At 39.8% G+C, this 21,536-nt stretch carries 17 protein-coding genes; 6 read left to right on the top strand and 11 right to left on the bottom strand.

All coding sequences use genetic code 11. The annotated features are described in order from the left end of the window. Window positions 1-86: 86 nt before the first annotated feature. From VB691_RS07060 to VB691_RS07050, 3 genes are all read left to right on the top strand, one after another. A complete protein-coding gene (locus tag VB691_RS07060; RefSeq protein WP_323290769.1) occupies window positions 87-4,019 on the top strand; it encodes a DNA-directed RNA polymerase subunit beta' in 3,933 nt (1,310 codons plus the stop codon). 74 nt (window positions 4,020-4,093) lie between these two features. Then, window positions 4,094-4,897, top strand: coding sequence for a TlyA family RNA methyltransferase (locus tag VB691_RS07055; RefSeq protein ID WP_323290768.1), 804 nt, complete (start codon window positions 4,094-4,096; stop codon window positions 4,895-4,897). Window positions 4,898-5,587: 690 nt separating this feature from the next. Then, window positions 5,588-8,383, top strand: a complete 2,796-nt coding sequence (locus tag VB691_RS07050) for a M10 family metallopeptidase (RefSeq protein ID WP_323290767.1) — start codon at window positions 5,588-5,590, stop codon at window positions 8,381-8,383. An 85-nt stretch (window positions 8,384-8,468) separates the two neighbouring features. On the opposite strand, the gene mraY is transcribed toward VB691_RS07050, so the two are convergent. The 4 genes from mraY to VB691_RS07030 form a co-directional block, all read right to left on the bottom strand. Next, window positions 8,469-9,566 carry a phospho-N-acetylmuramoyl-pentapeptide-transferase gene (mraY, locus tag VB691_RS07045; protein WP_323290766.1) on the bottom strand — a complete coding sequence of 366 codons (1,098 nt, stop codon included), beginning with the start codon at window positions 9,564-9,566 and terminating at the stop codon, window positions 8,469-8,471. A gap of 111 nt (window positions 9,567-9,677) precedes the next feature. Continuing rightward, window positions 9,678-9,917 carry a DUF3134 domain-containing protein gene (locus tag VB691_RS07040; RefSeq protein WP_323290765.1) on the bottom strand — a complete coding sequence of 80 codons (240 nt, stop codon included), beginning with the start codon at window positions 9,915-9,917 and terminating at the stop codon, window positions 9,678-9,680. Window positions 9,918-10,026: 109 nt separating this feature from the next. Further along, on the bottom strand, window positions 10,027-11,676 hold the full coding sequence (locus VB691_RS07035) for an AarF/ABC1/UbiB kinase family protein (RefSeq protein WP_323290764.1): 1,650 nt from the start codon (window positions 11,674-11,676) through the stop codon (window positions 10,027-10,029). Window positions 11,677-11,708: 32 nt separating this feature from the next. Next, window positions 11,709-12,770 (bottom strand): mannose-1-phosphate guanylyltransferase, encoded by a 1,062-nt coding sequence (locus tag VB691_RS07030; RefSeq protein WP_323290763.1) that lies wholly within the window; start codon window positions 12,768-12,770, stop codon window positions 11,709-11,711. Window positions 12,771-12,859: 89 nt separating this feature from the next. Between VB691_RS07030 and VB691_RS07025 the strand changes: the two genes are divergently transcribed. Then, window positions 12,860-13,639 carry a sirohydrochlorin chelatase gene (locus VB691_RS07025; protein WP_323290762.1) on the top strand — a complete coding sequence of 260 codons (780 nt, stop codon included), beginning with the start codon at window positions 12,860-12,862 and terminating at the stop codon, window positions 13,637-13,639. Next, window positions 13,636-14,394 carry a uroporphyrinogen-III C-methyltransferase gene (cobA, locus tag VB691_RS07020; protein ID WP_323290761.1) on the top strand — a complete coding sequence of 253 codons (759 nt, stop codon included), beginning with the start codon at window positions 13,636-13,638 and terminating at the stop codon, window positions 14,392-14,394. Before VB691_RS07025 ends, cobA begins: the two co-directional genes overlap by 4 nt. Window positions 14,395-14,410: 16 nt before the next feature. Here cobA and VB691_RS07015 read toward each other — a convergent pair whose 3' ends face one another. The 5 genes from VB691_RS07015 to VB691_RS06995 form a co-directional block, all read right to left on the bottom strand. Beyond that, window positions 14,411-14,746, bottom strand: a complete 336-nt coding sequence (locus tag VB691_RS07015) for a DUF86 domain-containing protein (protein WP_323290760.1) — start codon at window positions 14,744-14,746, stop codon at window positions 14,411-14,413. Further along, window positions 14,739-15,083 carry a nucleotidyltransferase domain-containing protein gene (locus tag VB691_RS07010; RefSeq protein ID WP_323290759.1) on the bottom strand — a complete coding sequence of 115 codons (345 nt, stop codon included), beginning with the start codon at window positions 15,081-15,083 and terminating at the stop codon, window positions 14,739-14,741. Before VB691_RS07010 ends, VB691_RS07015 begins: the two co-directional genes overlap by 8 nt. A gap of 126 nt (window positions 15,084-15,209) precedes the next feature. Next, window positions 15,210-16,577: a bifunctional UDP-N-acetylglucosamine diphosphorylase/glucosamine-1-phosphate N-acetyltransferase GlmU gene (glmU, locus tag VB691_RS07005; RefSeq protein ID WP_323290758.1), complete on the bottom strand. Its 1,368-nt coding sequence runs from the start codon at window positions 16,575-16,577 to the stop codon at window positions 15,210-15,212. A 107-nt stretch (window positions 16,578-16,684) separates the two neighbouring features. Beyond that, complete coding sequence (crtD, locus tag VB691_RS07000; protein ID WP_323290757.1) at window positions 16,685-18,175, bottom strand: C-3',4' desaturase CrtD; 1,491 nt, start codon at window positions 18,173-18,175, stop codon at window positions 16,685-16,687. Between the two features lie 76 nt (window positions 18,176-18,251). Continuing rightward, on the bottom strand, window positions 18,252-18,848 hold the full coding sequence (locus VB691_RS06995) for a Uma2 family endonuclease (protein WP_323290756.1): 597 nt from the start codon (window positions 18,846-18,848) through the stop codon (window positions 18,252-18,254). A 169-nt stretch (window positions 18,849-19,017) separates the two neighbouring features. On the opposite strand from VB691_RS06995, the gene VB691_RS06990 reads away from it, so the two are divergent. After that, window positions 19,018-20,631, top strand: a complete 1,614-nt coding sequence (locus VB691_RS06990) for a 2-isopropylmalate synthase (RefSeq protein ID WP_323290755.1) — start codon at window positions 19,018-19,020, stop codon at window positions 20,629-20,631. Window positions 20,632-20,711: 80 nt separating this feature from the next. On the opposite strand, the gene VB691_RS06985 is transcribed toward VB691_RS06990, so the two are convergent. Then, window positions 20,712-21,134, bottom strand: coding sequence for a type II toxin-antitoxin system VapC family toxin (locus tag VB691_RS06985; protein WP_323290754.1), 423 nt, complete (start codon window positions 21,132-21,134; stop codon window positions 20,712-20,714). Next, on the bottom strand, window positions 21,131-21,409 hold the full coding sequence (locus VB691_RS06980; RefSeq protein WP_323290753.1) for an Arc family DNA-binding protein: 279 nt from the start codon (window positions 21,407-21,409) through the stop codon (window positions 21,131-21,133). The genes VB691_RS06985 and VB691_RS06980 overlap by 4 nt, the downstream gene beginning before the upstream one ends. Window positions 21,410-21,536: the final 127 nt, after the last annotated feature.

Genomic DNA, 21,536 nt, shown 5'->3' with positions numbered 1-21,536 from the left:
TATTTGTTAAAATCATGGGATTTTGGGCAAAACCTACCCCTACCAACTATCACCTATCAACTATCAACTGACAACTGACAACTGACATGACATTCTATAACCACATTGTTGACAAGGGTCGTTTAAAAAAATTAATTGCCTGGTCTTACCGTCATTATGGGTCGGCCCGGAGTTCTCAAATGGCGGATAATTTAAAAGATTTAGGGTTCCGCTTTGCGACAAGAGCAGGGGTTTCGATTAGTATTGATGATCTGACTATCCCACCAACTAAACGGGGACTGCTTGAGAGTGCAGAACAAGAAATTAATATCACAGAAGCTCGATATGCCAGAGGAGAAATTACCGAAGTAGAGCGTTTCCAAAAGGTAATTGATACCTGGAATAGTACCTCAGAAGAACTGAAAGATGAGGTTATTCGTAATTTCCGAGAAACTGACCCCCTCAACTCAGTTTATATGATGGCTTTTTCTGGGGCGCGGGGAAATATGAGCCAAGTCCGTCAGTTAGTGGGAATGCGGGGCTTAATGGCTGATCCTCAAGGGCAGATTATTGACCAACCGATTAAAACGAACTTCAGGGAAGGATTAACAGTAACAGAATACGTTATTTCTTCCTATGGGGCCCGGAAAGGTTTAGTAGACACAGCTTTGCGGACAGCAGACTCTGGCTATCTAACCAGACGTTTGGTGGATGTGTCCCAAGATGTGATTGTCCGGGAAATTGACTGCGGAACCAGTCGCGGCCTCACTGTCACTGCGATGAAAGATGGCGATCGCGTGAAAATTCCTTTAGTGGATCGCTTGCTAGGACGGGTATTGTCCGAAGATGTGGTGGTAGATGGTAAAGTTTTGGCCAAGCGAAATCAAGCGATTGATTCTGACTTAGCAACTGAGATCGCCTCCCAAGTAGAATCGGTGGTAGCGCGATCGCCCTTAACCTGTGAAGCAGCCCGTTCTGTCTGTCAAAAGTGCTATGGTTGGAGCTTGGCAGTGGGTCGCCCAGTGGATCTTGGGGAAGCGGTAGGAATTATCGCGGCTCAGTCTATTGGGGAACCAGGGACGCAATTAACCATGCGGACTTTCCATACAGGCGGGGTGTTTACCGGAGAAGTAGCCGAGCAAGTGAAGGCAAAGGATGCTGGAGCGGTGAAATGGGGTAAAGGACTGACTACCCGCAAGGTTCGGACTCGTCATGGGGAAGATGCGTTTCAGGTAGAAACAGCCGGAGAATTAGCTTGGACACCGACCGCAGGGGGTAAAAAAATCACTTATTCCGTGACACCAGGATCTTTGTTGTTCATCAGTGATGGGGACAAGGTTGAAAAAGAGCAGTTGCTGGCGGAGGTGACTTCAGCTAAGGCGACGCGCTCAACAGAACGGGCCACAAAGGATGTGTCAACAGATTTGGCGGGGGAAGTGTTCTTTGCCAATTTAGTCGCCGAAGAAAAAACCGATCGCCAGGGGAATACGACTTATATTGCTCAACGGGGTGGTTTAATTTGGGTCTTGTCAGGAGATGTCTATAATTTACCCCCAGGAGCAGAACCCGTTGTGAAGAATGGGGATGAGGTAATAAGAGAAACGGTGTTAGCGGAAACGAAGCTGACATCGGTAAATGGTGGGGTGGTTCGTCATCAAACCAATAGCCGTGAGATTGATATTATTACCGCTTCGGTGTTGTTGGATCAGGCTGAAGTACGCAAGGAAAGTACGGCAGGCCATGAACAGTATGTCATTTATACGGCGGATGACCAACGCTTTTTGTTGAAGGCCACCCCAGAAACGAAGGTGACGAATCATGCAATTATTGCTGAGTTGATTGATGATCGTTATCAGACTGCCACCGGGGGCCTGTTACGCTATGCAGGAATTGAGGTAGCTAAGGGCAGCCGCAAAGCTGGCTATGAGGTGCTTCAAGGGGGTACATTATTATGGATTCCCGAAGAAACCCATGAAGTCAATAAGGATATTTCCTTGTTGGTGGTTGAGGATGGCCAGTATGTCGAGGCGGGAACTGAGGTGGTTAAGGATATCTTCTGTCAGTCCTCTGGAGTGGTAGAGGTGATTCAAAAGAATGATATTCTCCGAGAAATTGTGATTAAACCTGGGGAGTTTCATTTAGATGTTGATCCCGACGAGGTGAAGATTAAAAATGAGGAGTTGATTCAACCAGGGACAGAGGTACTGCCCGGCATGGTGATCACCGATCTGCGTCAAGCAGAATGGATCGAAAGTACGGAAGGTTTAGGGTTGTTGTTCCGTCCGGTGCAGGAGTATCCGGTGTCTGATGAACCGGCCGCGCCGTCTCAAGGGTCGATTAATGAAGAAGAAGGCCGACGGATTGAGTTGCGATCGGTGCAACGACTCTTTTATAAAGATGGGGAACGGGTGAAGTCAGTAGATGGCATTAATTTGTTAAGTACCCAATTGGTTCTCGAAATTGTGGTCGGGACAAATAACAATGCTTCGGGGACTGAGACAACAACGGTCAATCTTTCGGCGGATATTGAATTAAAAAATGATGAGGAGGAGGACTGTCAACGGTTACAGTTGGTGATTCTAGAATCTTTGATTTTGCGTCGGGATCTTGATACTGATCCCTATGGTGGTCTAATTAAAACGACTGTTTTGGTTACAGATGGTCAGCAAATTGCCCCAGGAGATGTGGTGGCAAAAACGGAAATCCAATGTAAGGAACATGGGGAGGTTCGAGGGATTAAAAGCGGCCAGGAGGCGATTCGTCGGGTTTTGATCGTGCGAGATGAAGATGTCACTACCCTGACCATTTCTGAAAAACCGACGGTGGCTAAAAATGATTTAATTGTGGCAGCAACGGAGTTGGCCCCAGGGGTAATTGCCCCTGAGTCGGGACGAGTGGTGGCCATTGAATCCACTGATTCGGGTTATGACATTAAATTGCGTTTGGCCCGTCCTTATCGGGTTTCTGCCGGAGCAATTTTACATATTGATGATGGGGATTTGGTGCAACGGGGTGATAATCTCGTGTTATTGGTGTATGAACGTTCTAAAACAGGGGATATCATTCAAGGTTTACCCAGAATTGAAGAACTTTTAGAAGCCCGTAAACCCAAAGAAGCTTGTGTCTTGGCCCGCAAACCGGGGATTTGTCAGGTGGAATACTTGGAGGATGAAAGCGTTGATGTGAAAATCATTGAAGATGATGGCACCATCAGCGAATATCCTATCTTACCGAACCAAAATGTCATGGTATCTGATAATCAACAGGTTGATGTGGGTGATCCCTTAACAGATGGGCCGGCAAATCCTCATGAGATGTTAGAGGTATTCTTTAGCTATTATGTGGACAAGAAAGGGGTTTATGACGCGGCCCTGATTGGTTTACGGGCAGCCCAAAAATTCTTGGTGGATCAGGTACAGACGGTTTATCAGTCTCAAGGGATTGATATTTCTGATAAGCACATTGAGGTGATTGTCCGTCAGATGACCGCTAAAGTACGGGTAGATGATGGGGGTGATACCACTATGTTACCTGGGGAATTGGTGGAGTTACGTCAAATTGAACAGGTTAATGAAGCCATGGCTATTACAGGGGGTGCGCCCGCCCGCTATACTCCAGTATTATTGGGGATTACAAAAGCCTCTTTAAATACGGACAGCTTTATTAGTGCTGCTTCTTTCCAAGAAACAACCCGTGTCTTAACTGAAGCTGCCATTGAAGGGAAGTCTGACTGGTTACGGGGGTTAAAGGAAAATGTGATTATTGGTCGCTTAATTCCCGCTGGTACTGGCTATAATATCCATGAAGAAATGGTGATGGGAGGGGTGGACAATAGTGTGGAAGAAGCCCCTAAAAATCGCTATGAACGGGAGAATAATCATGACCAACCTCGCCCCACCAGGATCTTAGGGACTAATTTAGATGAGGTGGATGAGAATATGATCTTAGATGATCATATCGCTCGTGCCTATACTGAAGCAGATTCTCCTTGGAGTTTAGAGTCTGATGATAATCTTGATGATGATTTTGATGACGACTAAAAACTAATAATTAGGGCGGGTTCTTCCCGCCTTTTTTTGCCGAAAAATCAGCATTTTTTTTCTTAATCCTTCCTTTGAGTAAACAACGTCTCGATACCCTATTAGTTGAACGCAACCTCTGTTCCTCTCGTCAACAGGCCCAAGGACTGATTCGGGCCGGAGAAGTCAGGGTTAATCAACAAATTATTGATAAACCTGGCACCGAAATCGATACCGCCGCTGATATTCAACTGCAAGCAAAACCCCCTTATGTCTCTCGCGGGGGACAAAAGCTTGAAAAAGCCCTAAAAGTGTTTAAGGTGGCGGTGGAAGGACGAATATGTTTAGATGGGGGGATTTCAACAGGGGGGTTCACCGATTGTTTATTGAAGGCGGGGGCTAAACAAGTTTATGGCATTGATGTGGGTTATGGACAAGTGGCTTGGTCTTTGCGTCAAGATCAGCGAGTGATCTTAAAAGAACGAACCAATTTTCGCTATCTCACCCCTGATTTATTATATCAAGACGACACAAGGGCAGATTTAGGGGTAATGGATGTTTCATTTATTTCTTTAACCAAAGTCTTGGAAGCCTTGTGGAATCTTTTGGTTGTGCCAAAAGAAGTCATCTTATTAGTGAAACCTCAATTTGAAGTCGGGCGATCACGGGTGGGTAAAAAAGGTGTGGTTCGAGATCCTAAAGATCATGCCCAGGCAATTACCCAAGTTTTACAAACCGCTTATGATCTGGGTTGGTATTATTGTGGTTTAGTCAAGTCTCCCATTACCGGGCCTGCGGGAAATATCGAATATTTGCTATGGTTACGTAGCGATCGCGGGACTCAGGAAGATCAATTAGATCTGATTGAGCAAGTTACTGAAGGAAAAATTTCAGAGTAATTACTGCTATTCCCTACAATACAGCATTCTTCATCAACTATTCCCTATCTACCCTGATATTTTTGCTATGCCTTGCAGTCTTGAGTTATCTGGATAATTACTGATACATAGATAGGTTTTTTCGCTTCAATATTCCCTCTTTAACCTGGGAATTTTAAGCTAGACTCAGATCTTGTACCAGCACCGAAAAGCTAAAAAAATCGGATTTTAAAACCGTCAAACCCTGATTATTTCGTTGAAATTTAGGCCAAAAATTGGATTTTTGGTTCAGGTGCAAGATCTGAGTAGATGTGAATTTTATCATACAACTAAAAAGTTTGTAGTAAGGGCTTCAGCCCTGGCTGAATGCCCTAAAGCCCAAGGACAAACGATATTTCTATTTGTACTTTATTAATGACCATCGACTTACTTTGATAATTATGCGGTATGTCCTGATTATATTTTATTATATTATCGGTATTTTCTTGGTTGTATCTGTTTTATTACTTAAGGGTTTATTGGGATAATCAAAAATGTGTTTTTTAAAAATATTTTTGACAAAAATTTCTCTATTTTACGTAAAAATTACCTTATCATTTCTAATTCTTAAAACATAGAATTGACCTATGATTAACAATTTTGGTAATCACCCTCACCACTAGCTGAACAGCTAAATCATTGTAATAATTTTGAATCTAGAGAGAAACAGCCATGGATAACCTATTTGATATAATCAACGATAATAATAATAATAACCAGCATGACTTATCAGTTACCGACTATAAATGTTCCTGTCCAGCTTGCCTTAACGGACTATTAGATAATAATGATAATCCCATCAATACAACGACAAGTAGTAATACCCCTTCATCAACAACGACTTCAAATAATCCTCCCATTGACGCAGTTTTATCTGGTTATAAATGGACGGTTCCTACCAATAGGGTGATTACCTTTAGTTTTTATGAAAATGATGTTTTTAACGGTTCATATTACGGCTATGAAACTGGAGTAAAAGAAGTCAGTAATGCCGTTAAAAATAATGTTCGCTCAATCATGAGTTGGCTAGAAAATGTCATTAATATTGATTTTCAAGAGGTAACAGAAACTAATACAAGCACCTATGGTCAAATCCGTTTTATGGATTCTGATAGCCCTTCTTATGCCTATGCTTATTTCCCTGGTGGTTCAGGGTTAGGAGTATCAGGTGATGTTCATTTAAGAAGTAGTTATGATCGTTTAGGCGATACCAATGGCTTCCAAAACCTAGCAGGAAAGCATGGTTATATGTCTCTAATTCATGAACTTGGTCATGCTTTAGGATTAAAACATACCCATGATGGAGGCTTAGATGCGGCTTTAGATAATACTGATAACTCAGTAATGACTTACAACTTCACGGGGAATTCTGCGGGAACTTATATGCCCCTTGATATTAAAGCATTGCAGAGTTTATATGGGGCCAAACAGTTTAATACTGGTAACGATACCTATGTTTTTACAACTAGCATTGATAAGTTTACTGTTAATGGTGTTTCACTGCTCAATACCACTAATTTAACCAAACAAGCACTTTGGGATTCAGGAGGAACTGATACCCTAGATTTTTCCGCTTTAACCTATAAAAGTGGTGGCTATCAGATGGATCTAAATCCTGGGGGTTTGTTGAGTGAAACCTTTGGTGCAACTACCAGTTATACGACGGCGATCGCTTATGATGTGACCATAGAAAATGTCATTAATTCTAGCAGTAATGATAAAATTTATCTCAATAGTGGCGCGAATACTATTAGTGGATATCTAACCAATAAAGTGACACGCAATGATGTTATTTATAATGGTAACAGTCAAGATACACTGAAGCTAGATTATACAAATGCTGCGGTTACTAAAACCCAAAGTGGTCAAGATCTAATTTTAGGTTTAGGGAGTAATGGTTCAATTAAGCTAGTTAATTATTATAGCGATCTTAACAATCAAATCAAGATTAATTATAGTGATAGTAATATTGCTCCTCCTCCTCCTCCTCCAGTTAGTAACAATAATGAGCTTTCCTTAACCATCAATGGAACAACCAAAACAGGTTCTTTGCAATCCTATGGTGCTGCTTCTATCAACAATGGGACACCTTCGCCTCAAGATACAAATCAAGCGGTTGTCACCTATTCAACGGATAAAAGTGAGGTGCAAATTGACAACAATGGATGGAAACAGTTTGGCATTGGCAACTACAATATTACCGCTAATACCGTCTTAACTTTTGACTTCCTCAGTACAAAAGAAGGAGAAATTCAAGGGATTGGTTTTGATAATAACGATAATATTTTTGATGATACCAATGCCCTTTTTCAACTCCACGGGACTCAAACCTGGGGAAATCAAGCCTTTAATAATTACACGGCTGCTAATGGTTGGAAAACCTATAGTATCAACGTAGGAGACTATTTTACTGGAAACTATGATCGCTTAGGTTTCATGAATGATGATGATAGAACTACTCCTAACATATCCAGTCAATTCCGTAACATTAAGATTTCTGAAGCCAATCTCACTAATACCACCAATTTAAACATAACTGTTAACGGAACCACCAAAACAGGTTCTCTGGAATCCTATGGCGCTGCTTCTATCAACAATGGGACACCTTCGCCTCAAGATACAACCCAAGCGGTTGTCACCTATTTTAGCAATATTAATGAGGTGCAAATTGAGAATAATGGATGGAAACAGTTTGGCATTGGCAACTACAATATTACCGCTAATACCGTCTTAACTTTTGACTTCCTCAGTACAAAAGAAGGAGAAATTCAAGGGATTGGTTTTGATAATAACGATAATATTTTTGATGATACCAATGCCCTTTTTCAACTCCACGGGACTCAAACCTGGGGAAATCAAGCCTTTAATAATTACACGGCTGCTAATGGTTGGAAAACCTATAGTATCAACGTAGGAGACTATTTTACTGGAAACTATGATCGCTTAGGTTTCATGAATGATGATGATAGAACTACTCCTAACATATCCAGTCAATTCCGTAACATTAAGATTGAGGAAAGTGCGACTCTTGGAAACACTCTTTTAGGTGAAAATGATAAAAATACTAAAAGCGGTAGTAAAACCATTCTTGAAGAAATTAGCTCCAATACAGGCATTGATTTAACAGGGATTAAAAAAGACCAACAATTAGTAGGACAAAAAGCACTGGTGAAGCTAGAAATAGGAACCAAAGGAGCAGATACATTCATTTTAGGAGATGAACTTCAAACCTACCATGATCAAGCTGGATATAAAGACTTTGCGCTGATTAAAGGATTTAATACCCAACAAGGGGATGTAATTCAACTTCATGGCGATCAGAGTTTATATGATGTGGTTTCCTTCGGAAAAGGTAATTATGAAGCTAGTGCTATCTTCTCTAAAGCTGGTAATACTGATGAGTTAATTGGTGTTGTTTCCGGGGTCAATTCTCTAGATTTGAATAGTTCAGCCTTTAGTTTCGTTTAAAGGAGGCAATAGAAAATAGGCAAAAAGCAAAAGGTTGTTAAATAAAAAGGACACAGATCTTATCTAATTCTGTGTCCTTTTGACTTTAAGATAATAGGAAAGCTAAGATAACTAATCCGGCATTAATTAAGTAAAAAACTCCGACAATTTGAGTTTCGGCCCAACCACTTAATTCTAAATGATGATGTAATGGGGCCATTTTTAACAATCGTTTTCCCTTCCCATCGGGGCCTTTTGTAGCTTTATAGTAACTAACTTGAGCAATCACAGACAAAGATTCCACAAAGAAGATGCCACTGAGGATAAAAAGTCCCCAAAGATGACCACTGAGAATGCCTACTGCTGCGAGAGAACCCCCTAAAGCAAGGGAACCCGTATCACCCATAAAAACCTTGGCCGGGTTACGATTATGCAGGACAAATCCCAAACAACCCCCACTCAGACAAGCGCAAAATATCCCTAATTCTGGTGAGGTAGCAGCGAGTAAAATTCCTAATCCTAAGAAAGCTAAGGCCCCGGTTCCTCCGGCTAAACCATCCACTCCATCAGTGAGGTTAGTCGCATTACTTTCTGCTACTAGAACAAATGCGGCCAGTCCCCAAAAAAAGACCCCTAGGGGAAGAATAAGATTACCAGCTAGGGTAACATTGGTGATGCTAGAGGGTTGACTCCAGAACATCCAGAGACAAAACCCAACGGCGATCGCAATTTGTAAAATTAGTTTCATGCGGGGGGTTAGGCCCTTATTCGATTGTTGCCGTAGAATTTGCCAGTCGTCAACCCAACCAATAGTCATATAAGCTAAGGTAACGAGAGAAACGGCAATGACATTAGGGTTAAAGTTAGACCAAATTAAAGCAATTATCACCGCTACAGGAACAAAAAAAATCCCCCCCATAGTAGGGGTTCCTGCTTTGGTTAGATGGGTTTGGGGGCCATCTTCTTGAATGACTTGTCCCGTTTTTAAGCGTCGTAATAAAGGGACAATGAAATAACCAAAAAGACCACTTGCAGCAGAGGAAACCCCTAGAGGAAACAGGAGTAACCGACTAAAATGATTAAATTGGCCCGATAACTGAGCAAAACCGAGAATCAGAAAGGACAGAAGCAGGGTTAGTAAGATTAGCAGACTGTTTCCTGATGGTTTTTTGAGGGAGATTGAGGGAGAGAATTTTGCGTCCACGACTTAAATTACACTATCACCAAAAATCAAGATTAATTAACTCAGTTGAAAGGGGAACGATCTTAAATGTTCCCCTAGTTTGACTCAATAGTTCGTCACGACTTCTATTGTTTAGTCTTCATCGAGATTAATAGTGTCATCATCGTCGTCATCATAGCTGTCATCAACATCAATTAAGTCGGAAATTTCCGCATCTTCTTCTACGGAACTGGTAGATTCTTCAGTTTCACGGGGAATCAAGCGATTAGTCGCTTCTAACCAATTAAGAATTGAAGAATCTTGCTTAACCGGAATGACTGCGGCCGGTTCATAGCGGGGTTCTTGACGAACGGAAGGATTACACTTGTACATTGGTTTAGATAGTAGAGATTACGCTAATATCTAATTTTAGCGGACAATTTGAGTTTACCGCTTATTAATCCTTGATCTTAAATAAAAGCAACTATTTTATGATGATTAATTATTTTAATCTTCCTGACCGTAAAATACTAATAAGTAGCCACATTCCTAATAAACTTGCCGAGGCAAATAAAACATTACTAATTAAGGATAATTGTTGAGTCTTAGATCCGGTTGAAATAATAGCAGCACCCATAATCAATGATCCTAACACAATACTAAAAGAAAGACGATTTGCTGAAGCATCAACACTACGACGTAAGGGATCTAATTCTTGTAATCTTAAATTCCATTGTAGGGTTTCAGAAGATAATCTATCGAGCAGCATTTCCACTTGTCGCGGCGTTTTTAGATAAATTGATTTGAGATCTAAAACCGTTCTTAAACTGGTTTGTAAGGGGGTATCTCCAATCAGTTGATTACGGAATAAATCTGTCATTAAGGGTTTAATTTCATCAAAAAGATTAATTGATGGGTTAAACTGTCTTGCTGCTCCTTCTAAATTAGCTAAACATTTAGCATATAATCCTAAATTTCCTGGCACTTTTAACTTATTTTTTCTCGCAATTTGCAATATTTCATAGACAACTTCACTAAAGTTAAATTGAGAGATACTTAAATCATAATACTTGCGTAAAATGCGTTCATAGTCACTTTGCAATCTCTCTAAACTTACAGATTTTCCTGACTCGGATAATTCAATGGTTAATTGAGTACAACCTTGAGCATCTAAATCAAAAATTGCTAATAATAATTCAGTCAAAATTTGTTGGGTTCGAGGATCAAGACGACCCACCATTCCACAATCAATAATAGCGATCCTACCATCATCTAAGTAGAAAATATTACCAGGATGGGGATCAGCATGAAAAAATCCATCTAAATAAATTTGTTGAAAAAAGGCTCTAAATAATAAGGTTGTGATTTCTTGTTTGCGTTGTTCGATGGGTTTATCACTTTCTGTAATTGTTAAATCAGCTTGTAAAATTGGTTTGCCATTTAACCATTCTAAGACTAATATTTTTTCTGTTGTCATCTCCCAATATACTTGGGGAACTACTAATTCTTTAGGATCAAACCAACGACTTTCCGATAAGTTTTTGCGTATTTTATCTGTATAAAGGGCTTCTTTTGTGAAGTCTAATTCGGCTTTAATTGCTTGAGAAAATTCATCAGCAAGTTTAACAACATCATAATTTTGACCAAATTCTGTCAAAGAAACTAATTCAGCAATTCCTTTGATTAAAGTAATATCTTGATCAACAATTTTATCAATACCTGGCCGTTGAACTTTAATCGCAACTTCTTGACCATTTGTTAAGGTTGCACGGTGAATTTGTCCAATGGAACCCGCCGCAATTGGTTGCTGATTAATTTGACTAAAAATAGACTCAATTGGTTGCTGTAATTGTTGACGCAAAACCCCTTCAATTTCTGTCCAACTAACAGGTGGAACATTTGCTTGTAAAGCGGTCAAAGCATTAATATAATTGGGTGGTAAAATGTCAGGACGAGTGCTTAAAATTTGCCCTAATTTGACATAAAATGGGCCAAGTTCTACTAATATATTACGCAGAACTTCTGGGGTGGGAATTTGGGGATTATCTGCTTTTCCCCTTGTTAATAATCCCCTCATATAATCCCAGCCATTACTAAGAACAACTTCGATGATTTCTCGTTGACGGGTACTTGTTTTAGTTAAGGAAAACATAAAAAAGTTAAACAGGTAATAAGGTAATAAGTTTAAAGTAAGTTTTCAAAACTCTCGTTATTTTGTAAGAGTTTGAGTAACTTTTTAATGTCTTGAGTGCGGTTTTTATTGACCACAAGGGTGACATTTTTATCTCGAACAATCACTACATCTTCTAATCCAATGGTGGCAATAACTTCCTGATCATCACTCGCATAAATGATCGCCCCTTTTGTATCAAGTCCCACATGATTTCCTAATTCTACATTTTTACCTGTACTATCAACTAATCTTTCTAAAGAATTCCAGTCACCTAAATCATCCCAGCCAAAATTAGCGGGTAAAACATAAGTTAATTGGGTCTTTTCCATTAAAGCATAATCAATACTGGTTTTTTCTAAATCAGCATAAGCATCTTGTCCCTTTTCTTCTAGGGGTTTTAAAATTTGGGGCGCGTGTTTTGCTAATTCATCTAACACAACACCTGCGCGGAAAATGAACATTCCACTATTCCAACTAAATTTACCTGTAGCAATAAAAGATTCTGCGGTTTCTTGATTGGGTTTCTCGGTAAAACGGCTTACTTTATAAACAGGTAAACTATCAAAATTACCAAACATATCTCCTTGTTCAATATAACCGTAACCTGTTGCTGGATAATTAGGTTTAATCCCTAATGTAACAATAGCATTTTCGGTTAAAGCTAATTGCGCTGCTGCCTTTAAAGTATGTTCAAATTGATCAGTATTTTTAATCCAATGATCTGCGGGAAAAAAGCCAATTACTGCATCATTTCCATAACGTTTAGCAATTTCTAAAGTTGCCCAAGCAACTGCTGGCGCAGTATCCTTTCCTTCAGGTTCAACTAATAGATTACTATTAGGTAAATTGGGTAATTGTTCTCTCACCCCATCAGCGATCGGTGCAGCAGTAATCACCCAAAGATTATCCCAATTTTGTGCTAATGGTAACAGACGATTAGCAGTAGCTTGTAGTAAACTCTCTCCACTACCATCAAGGGATAAAAATTGCTTGGGACGTTGACGACGACTAAGGGGCCAAAATCGTTCCCCTTTACCACCAGCAAGGATCACAGGAATTAAAGGTTGAGTCATGATGTCAAGTTTCAATCAGGTTGTGAACCGATTGTATCCTTAATGGTTGAATTTCGTTAAGATAAATTACAAGAATTATCTCAAATACCTTGACTTTAACATCAGCTTATCTTCTTGTTTCCCATGGTAGCCGTGATCCTCGCCCCCAAATTGCCCTAGAACGGTTATCTTATTTAGTACAGCAACATCTTCAGGCTTTCTGCTTACAGGGAATGAGCAACCGCAAAAACGCTCGTTCTGCTGTGCTTTCTCCTGTTTCCTCCATTTTAGTCGAAACAGCATCCTTAGAACTCGCTTCAGTCTCCTTAGCAGAGAGAATTCAACAATTTGCTGAGAAAGCTTGTACTGTGGGTATTAATTGCCTCAAAATTGTCCCCTTATTTTTATTACCAGGGGTTCATGTCAGAGAAGATATTCCCAGGGAAGTGGCGATCGCTCAACAAGCATTAGGAAACACCATCAAGTTAGAATTATGCCCCTATTTAGGAAGTTATGAAGGATTAATTAATATTCTGTCTTGTCAGTTCTCTAGTCACCCCCAAGACGCTAGAATAATTATCGCTCATGGTAGTCGTCGTCCGGGTGGTAATCAGTCCGTTGAGACAATGGCCAATCGGTTAAATGCGACTGTTGCTTATTGGAGTATTGCACCCAATTTACAAGACCAAATTTACGCCTTAGTTAAACAGCAAAACCAAAGTATTACTATTTTGCCTTATTTTCTGTTTACTGGTGGCATTACAAGCATTATTGAGCAACAGGTGAAGCAATTACAACAAAGTTTACCCAAGATTGAGATTAAGTTAGGGAACCCCTTGGGTGCAACCGCAGAATTAGCAAAATTGATGGTAGAGGAGATAACTCGATGACAGAAATAACAACGCAACCATGTTTAGGAAAAGTCTACTTAGTAGGCGCAGGGCCAGGTGATCCAGGTTTAATGACCTTAAAAGGCAAAACCCTCCTGGAACACGCTGATGTGGTCGTTTATGATGCGCTGGTAAGCCTTCCAATCTTGGATATGATCAGCGATCGCGCTTTAAAAATTGATGCGGGAAAACGTCGGGGCCGTCATTCCAAATTACAGGATGAAACCACGCAAATTTTAATTGAAAAAGCCCGTCAATATCCTGTTGTAGTGAGACTTAAAGGGGGTGATCCCTTTGTGTTTGGTAGGGGAGGGGAAGAAATGCAAGATTTAGTTAATGCAGGTATTCCTGTTGAAGTAGTACCTGGGATCACCGCAGGTATAGCGGCCCCTGCTTATGCAGGTATTCCGGTAACTCATCGGGGTTATAGTTCTTCTGTTACCTTTGTGACAGGCCATGAAGCAACGGGGAAATATCGGCCTAATATTAATTGGCAAGCGATCGCCCAAGGATCAGAAACTATTGTGATTTATATGGGGGTTCATAATTTGGCTAATATTATTAGCGGATTGCAACAAGGTGGGTTAACTGCTGAAACTCCTATTGCTTTAGTAAGATGGGGAACCCGACCCGAACAACAACAATTAATTGGGACATTTGCAACTATTTTAGCACAAATTGAGCAAAATAATTTTGAGGCCCCTGCGATCGCAGTTATTGGTAATGTGGTTAATTTGCATTCTATTCTTTACTAAATTTATATTCCTCTAATTATTTATTTTCGGGTAACAGGGGAACAATATAATCAGATAAAGTCGGTAGATTAACCTTAATAACAGTCCAAACTTCTTCTAAATCTACCTCATCATAATCATGAGTAATAACATCTCTCATACCAGCGATTTGCTTCCAAGGGATTACAGAATGTTCCTGCTTAAATTCTGACGATAATCTTTTAGTTGCTTCCCCAATAATCATAATACGTCTTAAAATAGCGTCCTGTTTTTCTTGATTATTTTCTAATTCTTCATAACTCACATTTTCGCTATATCTAAAAATTAAAACTATAGCTTGGTAAATATCCAATAATGCAGCTAAATCATGCACGATAAATCACCTCTGCTGAATTAAGAATTTCTTGACGTTTAATCCAGTTACTACTTTTTTGTATGCTGGTTTTACTAATTAAATCCACAGGGCGATTAAATAAACTTTCTAGCTTTTCTTTCAGTTGAATTTTTTCTAATAACCCTCTGGGGGCTGAAGGTAGATAACTAATCAGTAAATCCACATCACTACTTGAAGAAAAATCATCCCTTAAAATTGAGCCAAAAACTGCCAATTCAGCAATTAAATTATTCTCACAAAATCTTTTTAATTCTTCTGAATTAACTTGTAATCGTTGATAAATTTTAATCTGATTTGGAGCATTTGTAATTTGCATGAAGTTTCTAAATTTTTGAGTCTAGCATCAATAATACCTATCTATTGCTGTGATGAGAATACCAATTAGTGTCCAAATTAATGAGTAACTAACTGTTATGGGTGTTTGACTCATCGGGTTATTCTCCTACTGATTTTGTTTTTGTGCCATAATTGTTTTCCAATCTTCAATAATTCTTTGACGTTGCCTAGCAATAACTAATGCTTGATCAGGAACATTATTGGTAACAACTGAACCCGCAGCTACTGTCACATCTTCTCCCAAGGTTACGGGGGCAATAAATACACTATTAGCCCCTGTTTTGGTACGACTGCCAATAATTGTCGGATGTTTATTCACCCCATCATAATTAGCTGTGATAGTTCCGGCCCCAACATTCACCTGTTCTCCTAATTTAGCATCACCGAGATAGGATAAATGGGCCACATTGCTTTTTTGTCCGACTTCTGACTTTTTAATCTCCACAAAATTGCCAATGCGACAAGCTTCTTTAATTTTCGCCTCTCCCCGTAAATGAGTGTAGGGGCCAATACGACATTCTGAAGCAACTTCCGAGTCTGTAATCACAGAATAGAGTACCGTTACATTCTCACCAATTTGACTATTTTCGATCAAACTACCTGGCCCAATACGACTACCGGCCCCAATTACAGTATTACCCCGTAAATGGCTTTGAGGTTCAATGATCACATCAACCTCTAGTTTAACCGTGTCATCAATGGTGATACTATCAGGATCGATCATGGTGACACCTGCGGCCATCCAACGATTTTTGATACGGTCTTGTAATATATCGTTAGCGGCTGATAATTGTTGGCGATCGTTAATGCCATTAATTTCTAAGCAGTCTTCCACATCAACAGCCATGACGGGGCTAAGATACTGCACCACCTCTGTTAAATAATATTCTTGTTGATCGTTATTGGGGGAAAGTTTGGGTAAAACTTTGGCCAGTTGTGGCCAGTTAAAGCAATAAATACCCCCATTCACCCGATGATTTTTCTTTTGGGCGGCGTTACAGTCCCGATCTTCCACTATTTGGGTCACAAGATTATTATTATCACAAAAGACCCTTCCATAGCCTTTAGGGTTGGGTAAATGGGCGGTTAATAGGGTGGCTGCATTGCCATTAGTTTGATGAATTTTTAGCAGGGTTTCGAGGGTTTCGGGACGGAGTAGGGGAACATCCCCATTTAAAACCAATAAATCACCCTCAAAGTCTTGTAAATCGGGTAATAATTGTTGAATAGCGTGGCCGGTGCCTAATTGTTCTTTTTGTTCAACAAATTCCAGGGTTGGGGTAGTTTGTAGTGATTGTTTAACCTGTTCCCCTTCATAGCCAATGATAACCAATTGCCGAGACGGGTTAATCTTATGACAGCTATCAAGTACCCGTTGTACCAGCGATCGCCCTCCTAAAGTATGCAACACTTTAGGTAAGTTAGATTTCATCCTTGTGCCGCGTCCGGCTGCTAAAATTGCTACCGCTACCATTGTCCTACCCATCAACACTGTCGATTGGAGTATATCGCGTCTTGTTACCTTTTGGATAGAGGGGTTGATGAGGTCAGAAGCAGCAATTAATTAACAACTCAAACAAATTACTTATTACTTAAAATCTGTCTTACTGCGGTTAATGCAGAATAACTGACACCTGCTGTCCCTTCTCCTGGGTGGGTTGAGTCTCCCACTAACCAAAGATTTTTAATAGGGGTACGGGTTGCTATTCCAAAGGGGCCAAAGGTAGAAACTCGTTGACCTATTCCTCCAACTATACCCTGATCTCTAGCAGTATAATGGGCAAAAGTTCGAGGTGTGGCTGTTTCTTGATGAATAATGGTATCAGAATTAAGCTGAAAATAATTGCTTAAACAGGCGATCGCTTCAGAGGTATATTGTTGTTTTAATTGTTGATACTTTTCTTCTGTGGTTTGCCACCAAATTTGAGTATCCGTAAAACTAGAAGCAATGATAGTTGCTTTTCCTTCCGGGGCCCTACCATCTCCTGGTTTACTTACCGAAACAAACAAAGAATTATTCTCGCCAATGATGCCATTATAATCATATAAAAATTGTAAATGAGGGGGACAATTTTCAGGAATAGCTTGACGATCAACTCCTAAATAAATAACAAATGCCCCCGATGCTTCTGGTAATTTTTCTACTCGTTTTTGATACAATTTCAACCAAGTATTTACAGGTATATCCAACATTTTGACTAAATTTTGTACGGGAACATTAGCCACAATATGATTAGCTGTTTCAGTTAAAATACCCCCTGTTTTTTGATTACGAATGGTAATATTTTTATCATGAATTTTTTCGACTTTATGACCAGTTAAGAGTTTTCCTCCATGTTTTTCTAACCCTTCTACCAGGCGATCGCTTAATACTTGCATACTGCCTTGAAGATGATATAATCCTTGGGGTTCCTGGGATACTCCTAATGCTGTTGCTGCATATAATAAAGCGGTTTCATCTGCATTGACTTGGGAATAGAGTTTTAATTGTAAATCCAAGAAAGTTTTTAGGCGTTTATCTTCATATAATCCATATAATTTTAAGGCATCTCCTACCGTCATTAAGGTAAAAGGAACGGTAATTAATGTATCTAAGCGCATTGCTTTTATTAGCTGCCAAACATCCCAAAAATTACGGGGTGGTAAAACAGGATCTCGGCCTTGAAATTTCCAACTAGCTTGAAATAATTTCGCTAATAATTGCCAAAAAGGTTCACTTTCTGGGAACTGTTTTTGTCTTTCTATTTGCCATTTTTTGGGATCTCGCCAAACATTAATTGGGGTAGTTTCTTCTGGTAAAAAAACAGCACAAGCGGGGTCACAAAAAGTCGTTTCTGGTAATTCTATGTCTAATTCTTCAAAAATGCGTTGATGAATGCCTCCAGGCTCTAATCCTGCCACTTGAGTCGCTCCTACATCAAAGGTAAACCCCCTACGTTTAAAAGTAGAAGCACATCCTCCAGGTACAAAAGCCTGTTCATATACAGTTACATCATAACCGCGACGGGCTAATAATGCACCTGCCGTTAAACCTCCAATTCCTGCCCCAATAACAATAATTTTATTATTCATATTTTTTGGAAATTATATGTTTAAACTCTTAAGGGTTAATTTAACATAGCAAATTCTGTAGAACCAAAATTTTAGATTATTCATTATTTCCTTCTGTTTCCTCAAATTGAACTCCTTCATATAATTCTTTTATTTCAATGGAAAATTCGAGAGATTGTAATTGTAATATGGCTGCTTCTTGTTCATGTTCTCGTAATAACCAATTACCTTCTGGGGTTTTCGTATATTGCATAATATAACAGCGATCTTGTGCTAACAAAATATATTCTTGTAATTGAGGAATGGAACGATAAAAGCGAAACTTATCCCCCTGGTCATAATTTTGAGTTGATTTTGATAAAACTTCTACAATTAAACTAGGATTTGTCACTGTTGTTTTACTGTTTCCTTCATAAATGGGTTCACCATCAATTACCATTACATCAGGATAAGTATATTGACGAAAATCAGAAATCCAGAGACGTACATCGCCAATATAAACATCATATTTTTGACCCTTGAAGGCAAATTTAAGATAAGCGTAAAAGTTACCAGCAATTTTATTATGATTTGTGGTTCCACCCGTCATAGGAATAATTTCTCCATCTCGATATTCATTTTTATAGTCTGCTGTTGCTTCGAGTTCTAAATATTCCTCTGGGGTGTAATACTTGGGTTTGATTTGAGTCACCATTGAACACCTCTTACTGATAATTACGTGAACTATTACCCATTGCTTAGCTGCTGAAAAAATAACAATTAGAAAAATTTTAGATCGGTTTTCTTAAAAATTCTAATAAGATAGAGTATAATTGATAACAAGAAATCTAATCCATGATTAAATCGCGTTGAGTCGTTACCCTATGAGCAGTCAACCTGATCACATTATCATCTTTGATACTACTTTACGAGATGGGGAACAGTCCCCTGGCGCAAGTCTCACGGTTGAAGAAAAACTCACAATTGCTCGCTCTCTCGCACGACTTGGCGTTGATATCATAGAAGCAGGTTTTCCCTACGCCAGTCCTGGAGATTTTGAAGCTGTCCAGAAAATTGCGAAAATTGTGGGAACGGAAACTGGCCCGAAAATTTGTGGCTTGGCCAGAGCAAGTAAGAATGATATAAAAGCAGCAGGAGAAGCTCTAAAACCTGCCGTAAAAGCTCGCATTCATACCTTCATTGCTACCTCAGATATTCACCTGCAACATAAGCTCAAAAAGACTCGTCAAGAAGTCCTGGATATTGTGCCGGAAATGGTGGCTTATGCCAAAACTTTCCTGGATGATGTAGAATTTTCCCCAGAAGATGCGGGACGCAGTGATCCAGAATTTTTGTATCAAGTCTTAGAAGCGGCGATCGCAGCCGGAGCAACCACTGTTAATATTCCTGATACAGTAGGTTATACTACCCCAAGCGAGTTTGGGGCCTTAATTAAGGGCATCAAAGACAATGTTCCCAATATTGAGCAAGCCATCATCTCCGTACATGGTCATGATGACTTAGGGTTAGCGGTGGCCAACTTCCTGGAAGCGGTTAAAAATGGGGCCAGACAGCTAGAATGTACCATCAATGGCATTGGGGAACGGGCCGGCAATGCTGCCCTGGAGGAGTTGGTAATGGCTCTCCATGTTCGTCGTCAATATTTTAACCCGTTTTTGGGTCGTCCGGCTGATTCTACTGAATCTTTAACCAATATTAACACCAAGGAAATCTATAAGACCTCCCGTCTCGTATCTAACCTCACAGGGATGATTGTACAACCAAATAAAGCCATTGTGGGGGCAAATGCCTTTGCTCATGAGTCTGGTATTCACCAAGATGGAGTTCTCAAAAATAAGTTAACCTATGAAATCATGGATGCTGAGTCCATTGGGTTAACCAATAATCAAATTGTCTTGGGTAAATTATCGGGACGCAATGCCTTTCGGACTCGCTTAAAAGAGTTGGGGTTTGAGTTGTCTGATACGGACTTAAATAATGCTTTCTTGCGGTTTAAAGAAGTCGCTGACAAGAAGAAAGAAATTACAGATTGGGACTTAGAAGCTATCGTTAATGATGAGATTCAACAAGCCCCTGAATTGTTCCGTTTGGAGTTAGTACAGGTGTCTTGTGGCGATCGCGCTTGTCCTACTGCAACTGTTACCCTCAGAACTCCCGAAGGGAAAGAGTTGACTGATGCTGCGATCGGGACGGGGCCGGTTGATGCCGTTTATAAGGCGATTAATCGGGTAGTTAATGTTCCCAATGAGTTGATCGAGTTTTCGGTGAAGTCAGTCACAGCAGGGATAGATGCTATGGGAGAGGTAACAATTCGGTTACGTCATGAGGGGCGTATTTATTCCGGTTATGCTGCCAATACAGACATTATAACAGCTTCTGCCCGTGCTTATATTAGCGCGTTAAATCGTCTCTACGGGGCGATTCAGGAACAAGCTAAGGTTAACCCTTCCGAGGTAGTTTTAACGTCTAAGAACTAAATCCTTGATGGTTTCGAGGCAGAATATTGGTTGATGGTAGGGGCATAATAGATTATACCCCTACTTATTTTTTATGGGATTTAAGGAATATCTTCGACCCACATTAAATGATCAAACAGAAAATCATTTCTAACTGCGTTGAAAAAGCGTTCATCTGCTGTAACCATTTGACATTGATTTGTCACTGCTAATGCTAAATATACACAATCATATACCGCTTGATTAACTCTTATGGCAGTCATCAAAGCCATTGGCATTAAAGAAAAAGAGGGACAGATTTGCAATGGAAAACTGGAGATGGCTGCTAAATCGCTTTGAGCATCTTCTAAGGACATTTCTCCTCGACGGACTCGTTTCCACAGAATATTACCAATTTCAGGAAAGAAAAAGTCTGGAACACAAAAATTGTAGTTACTGTTGCGTAACCGTAAAGCTTGCTCTGAGTAAATTTCAGGCAATACCCATTTAATAGCAACATTAGCATCAACAACAATTTGATTCAACGCTGTCTGTCCTCTCTTAATAGTTCAGCACTATCACTAAAACTTTGACCTGTATGACGGTTTCTCGCTTCATCAATTTTTGCCCAAGCTGTTTCACTGGTTGTTGTTTGTGTGTCTTCAAAGGCTGTAACTGGTTCGAGAAAGTAAGTCATCAATAAGGTAACAATTTCATCATTAAGAGAATGTCCTTGTTTTTCAGCCCGTTTTTGAATAGCCTGATATAGTTCTGTGGGTAAAGTGACTTGAGTATTAATATTCTTAGTGTTAGTAGCCATCACGTTTTTAGGTTTGCTATGATAACTTTCATTTTATTCTAGCATGATGCAATTTTTAAATTAAGTAGCCCAATGCACTGTCCACCTTACCATTTAGGGTTTAACAGTGTTAAACCCCTACAGAATC

It is taken from the genome of Crocosphaera sp. XPORK-15E (genome assembly GCF_034931425.1).
GTDB lineage: Bacteria > Cyanobacteriota > Cyanobacteriia > Cyanobacteriales > Microcystaceae > UHCC-0190.
This window is presented reverse-complemented; position numbering and strand designations above follow the sequence as displayed.

What these genes read in the sequence shown, in the direction of transcription:
- cobA (WP_323290761.1), top strand. Translation starts at nt 13,636, where the DNA reads ATGACAGAAATAACAACGCAACCATGTTTAGGAAAAGTCTACTTAGTA.
- VB691_RS07060 (WP_323290769.1), top strand. Translation starts at nt 87, where the DNA reads ATGACATTCTATAACCACATTGTTGACAAGGGTCGTTTAAAAAAATTA.
- VB691_RS07050 (WP_323290767.1), top strand. Translation starts at nt 5,588, where the DNA reads ATGGATAACCTATTTGATATAATCAACGATAATAATAATAATAACCAG.
- VB691_RS06980 (WP_323290753.1), bottom strand. Translation starts at nt 21,409, where the DNA reads ATGGCTACTAACACTAAGAATATTAATACTCAAGTCACTTTACCCACA.
- crtD (WP_323290757.1), bottom strand. Translation starts at nt 18,175, where the DNA reads ATGAATAATAAAATTATTGTTATTGGGGCAGGAATTGGAGGTTTAACG.
- VB691_RS07035 (WP_323290764.1), bottom strand. Translation starts at nt 11,676, where the DNA reads ATGTTTTCCTTAACTAAAACAAGTACCCGTCAACGAGAAATCATCGAA.
- VB691_RS07010 (WP_323290759.1), bottom strand. Translation starts at nt 15,083, where the DNA reads ATGCAAATTACAAATGCTCCAAATCAGATTAAAATTTATCAACGATTA.
- VB691_RS07030 (WP_323290763.1), bottom strand. Translation starts at nt 12,770, where the DNA reads ATGACTCAACCTTTAATTCCTGTGATCCTTGCTGGTGGTAAAGGGGAA.
- VB691_RS07040 (WP_323290765.1), bottom strand. Translation starts at nt 9,917, where the DNA reads ATGTACAAGTGTAATCCTTCCGTTCGTCAAGAACCCCGCTATGAACCG.
- VB691_RS06995 (WP_323290756.1), bottom strand. Translation starts at nt 18,848, where the DNA reads ATGGTGACTCAAATCAAACCCAAGTATTACACCCCAGAGGAATATTTA.
- VB691_RS06990 (WP_323290755.1), top strand. Translation starts at nt 19,018, where the DNA reads ATGAGCAGTCAACCTGATCACATTATCATCTTTGATACTACTTTACGA.
- glmU (WP_323290758.1), bottom strand. Translation starts at nt 16,577, where the DNA reads ATGGTAGCGGTAGCAATTTTAGCAGCCGGACGCGGCACAAGGATGAAA.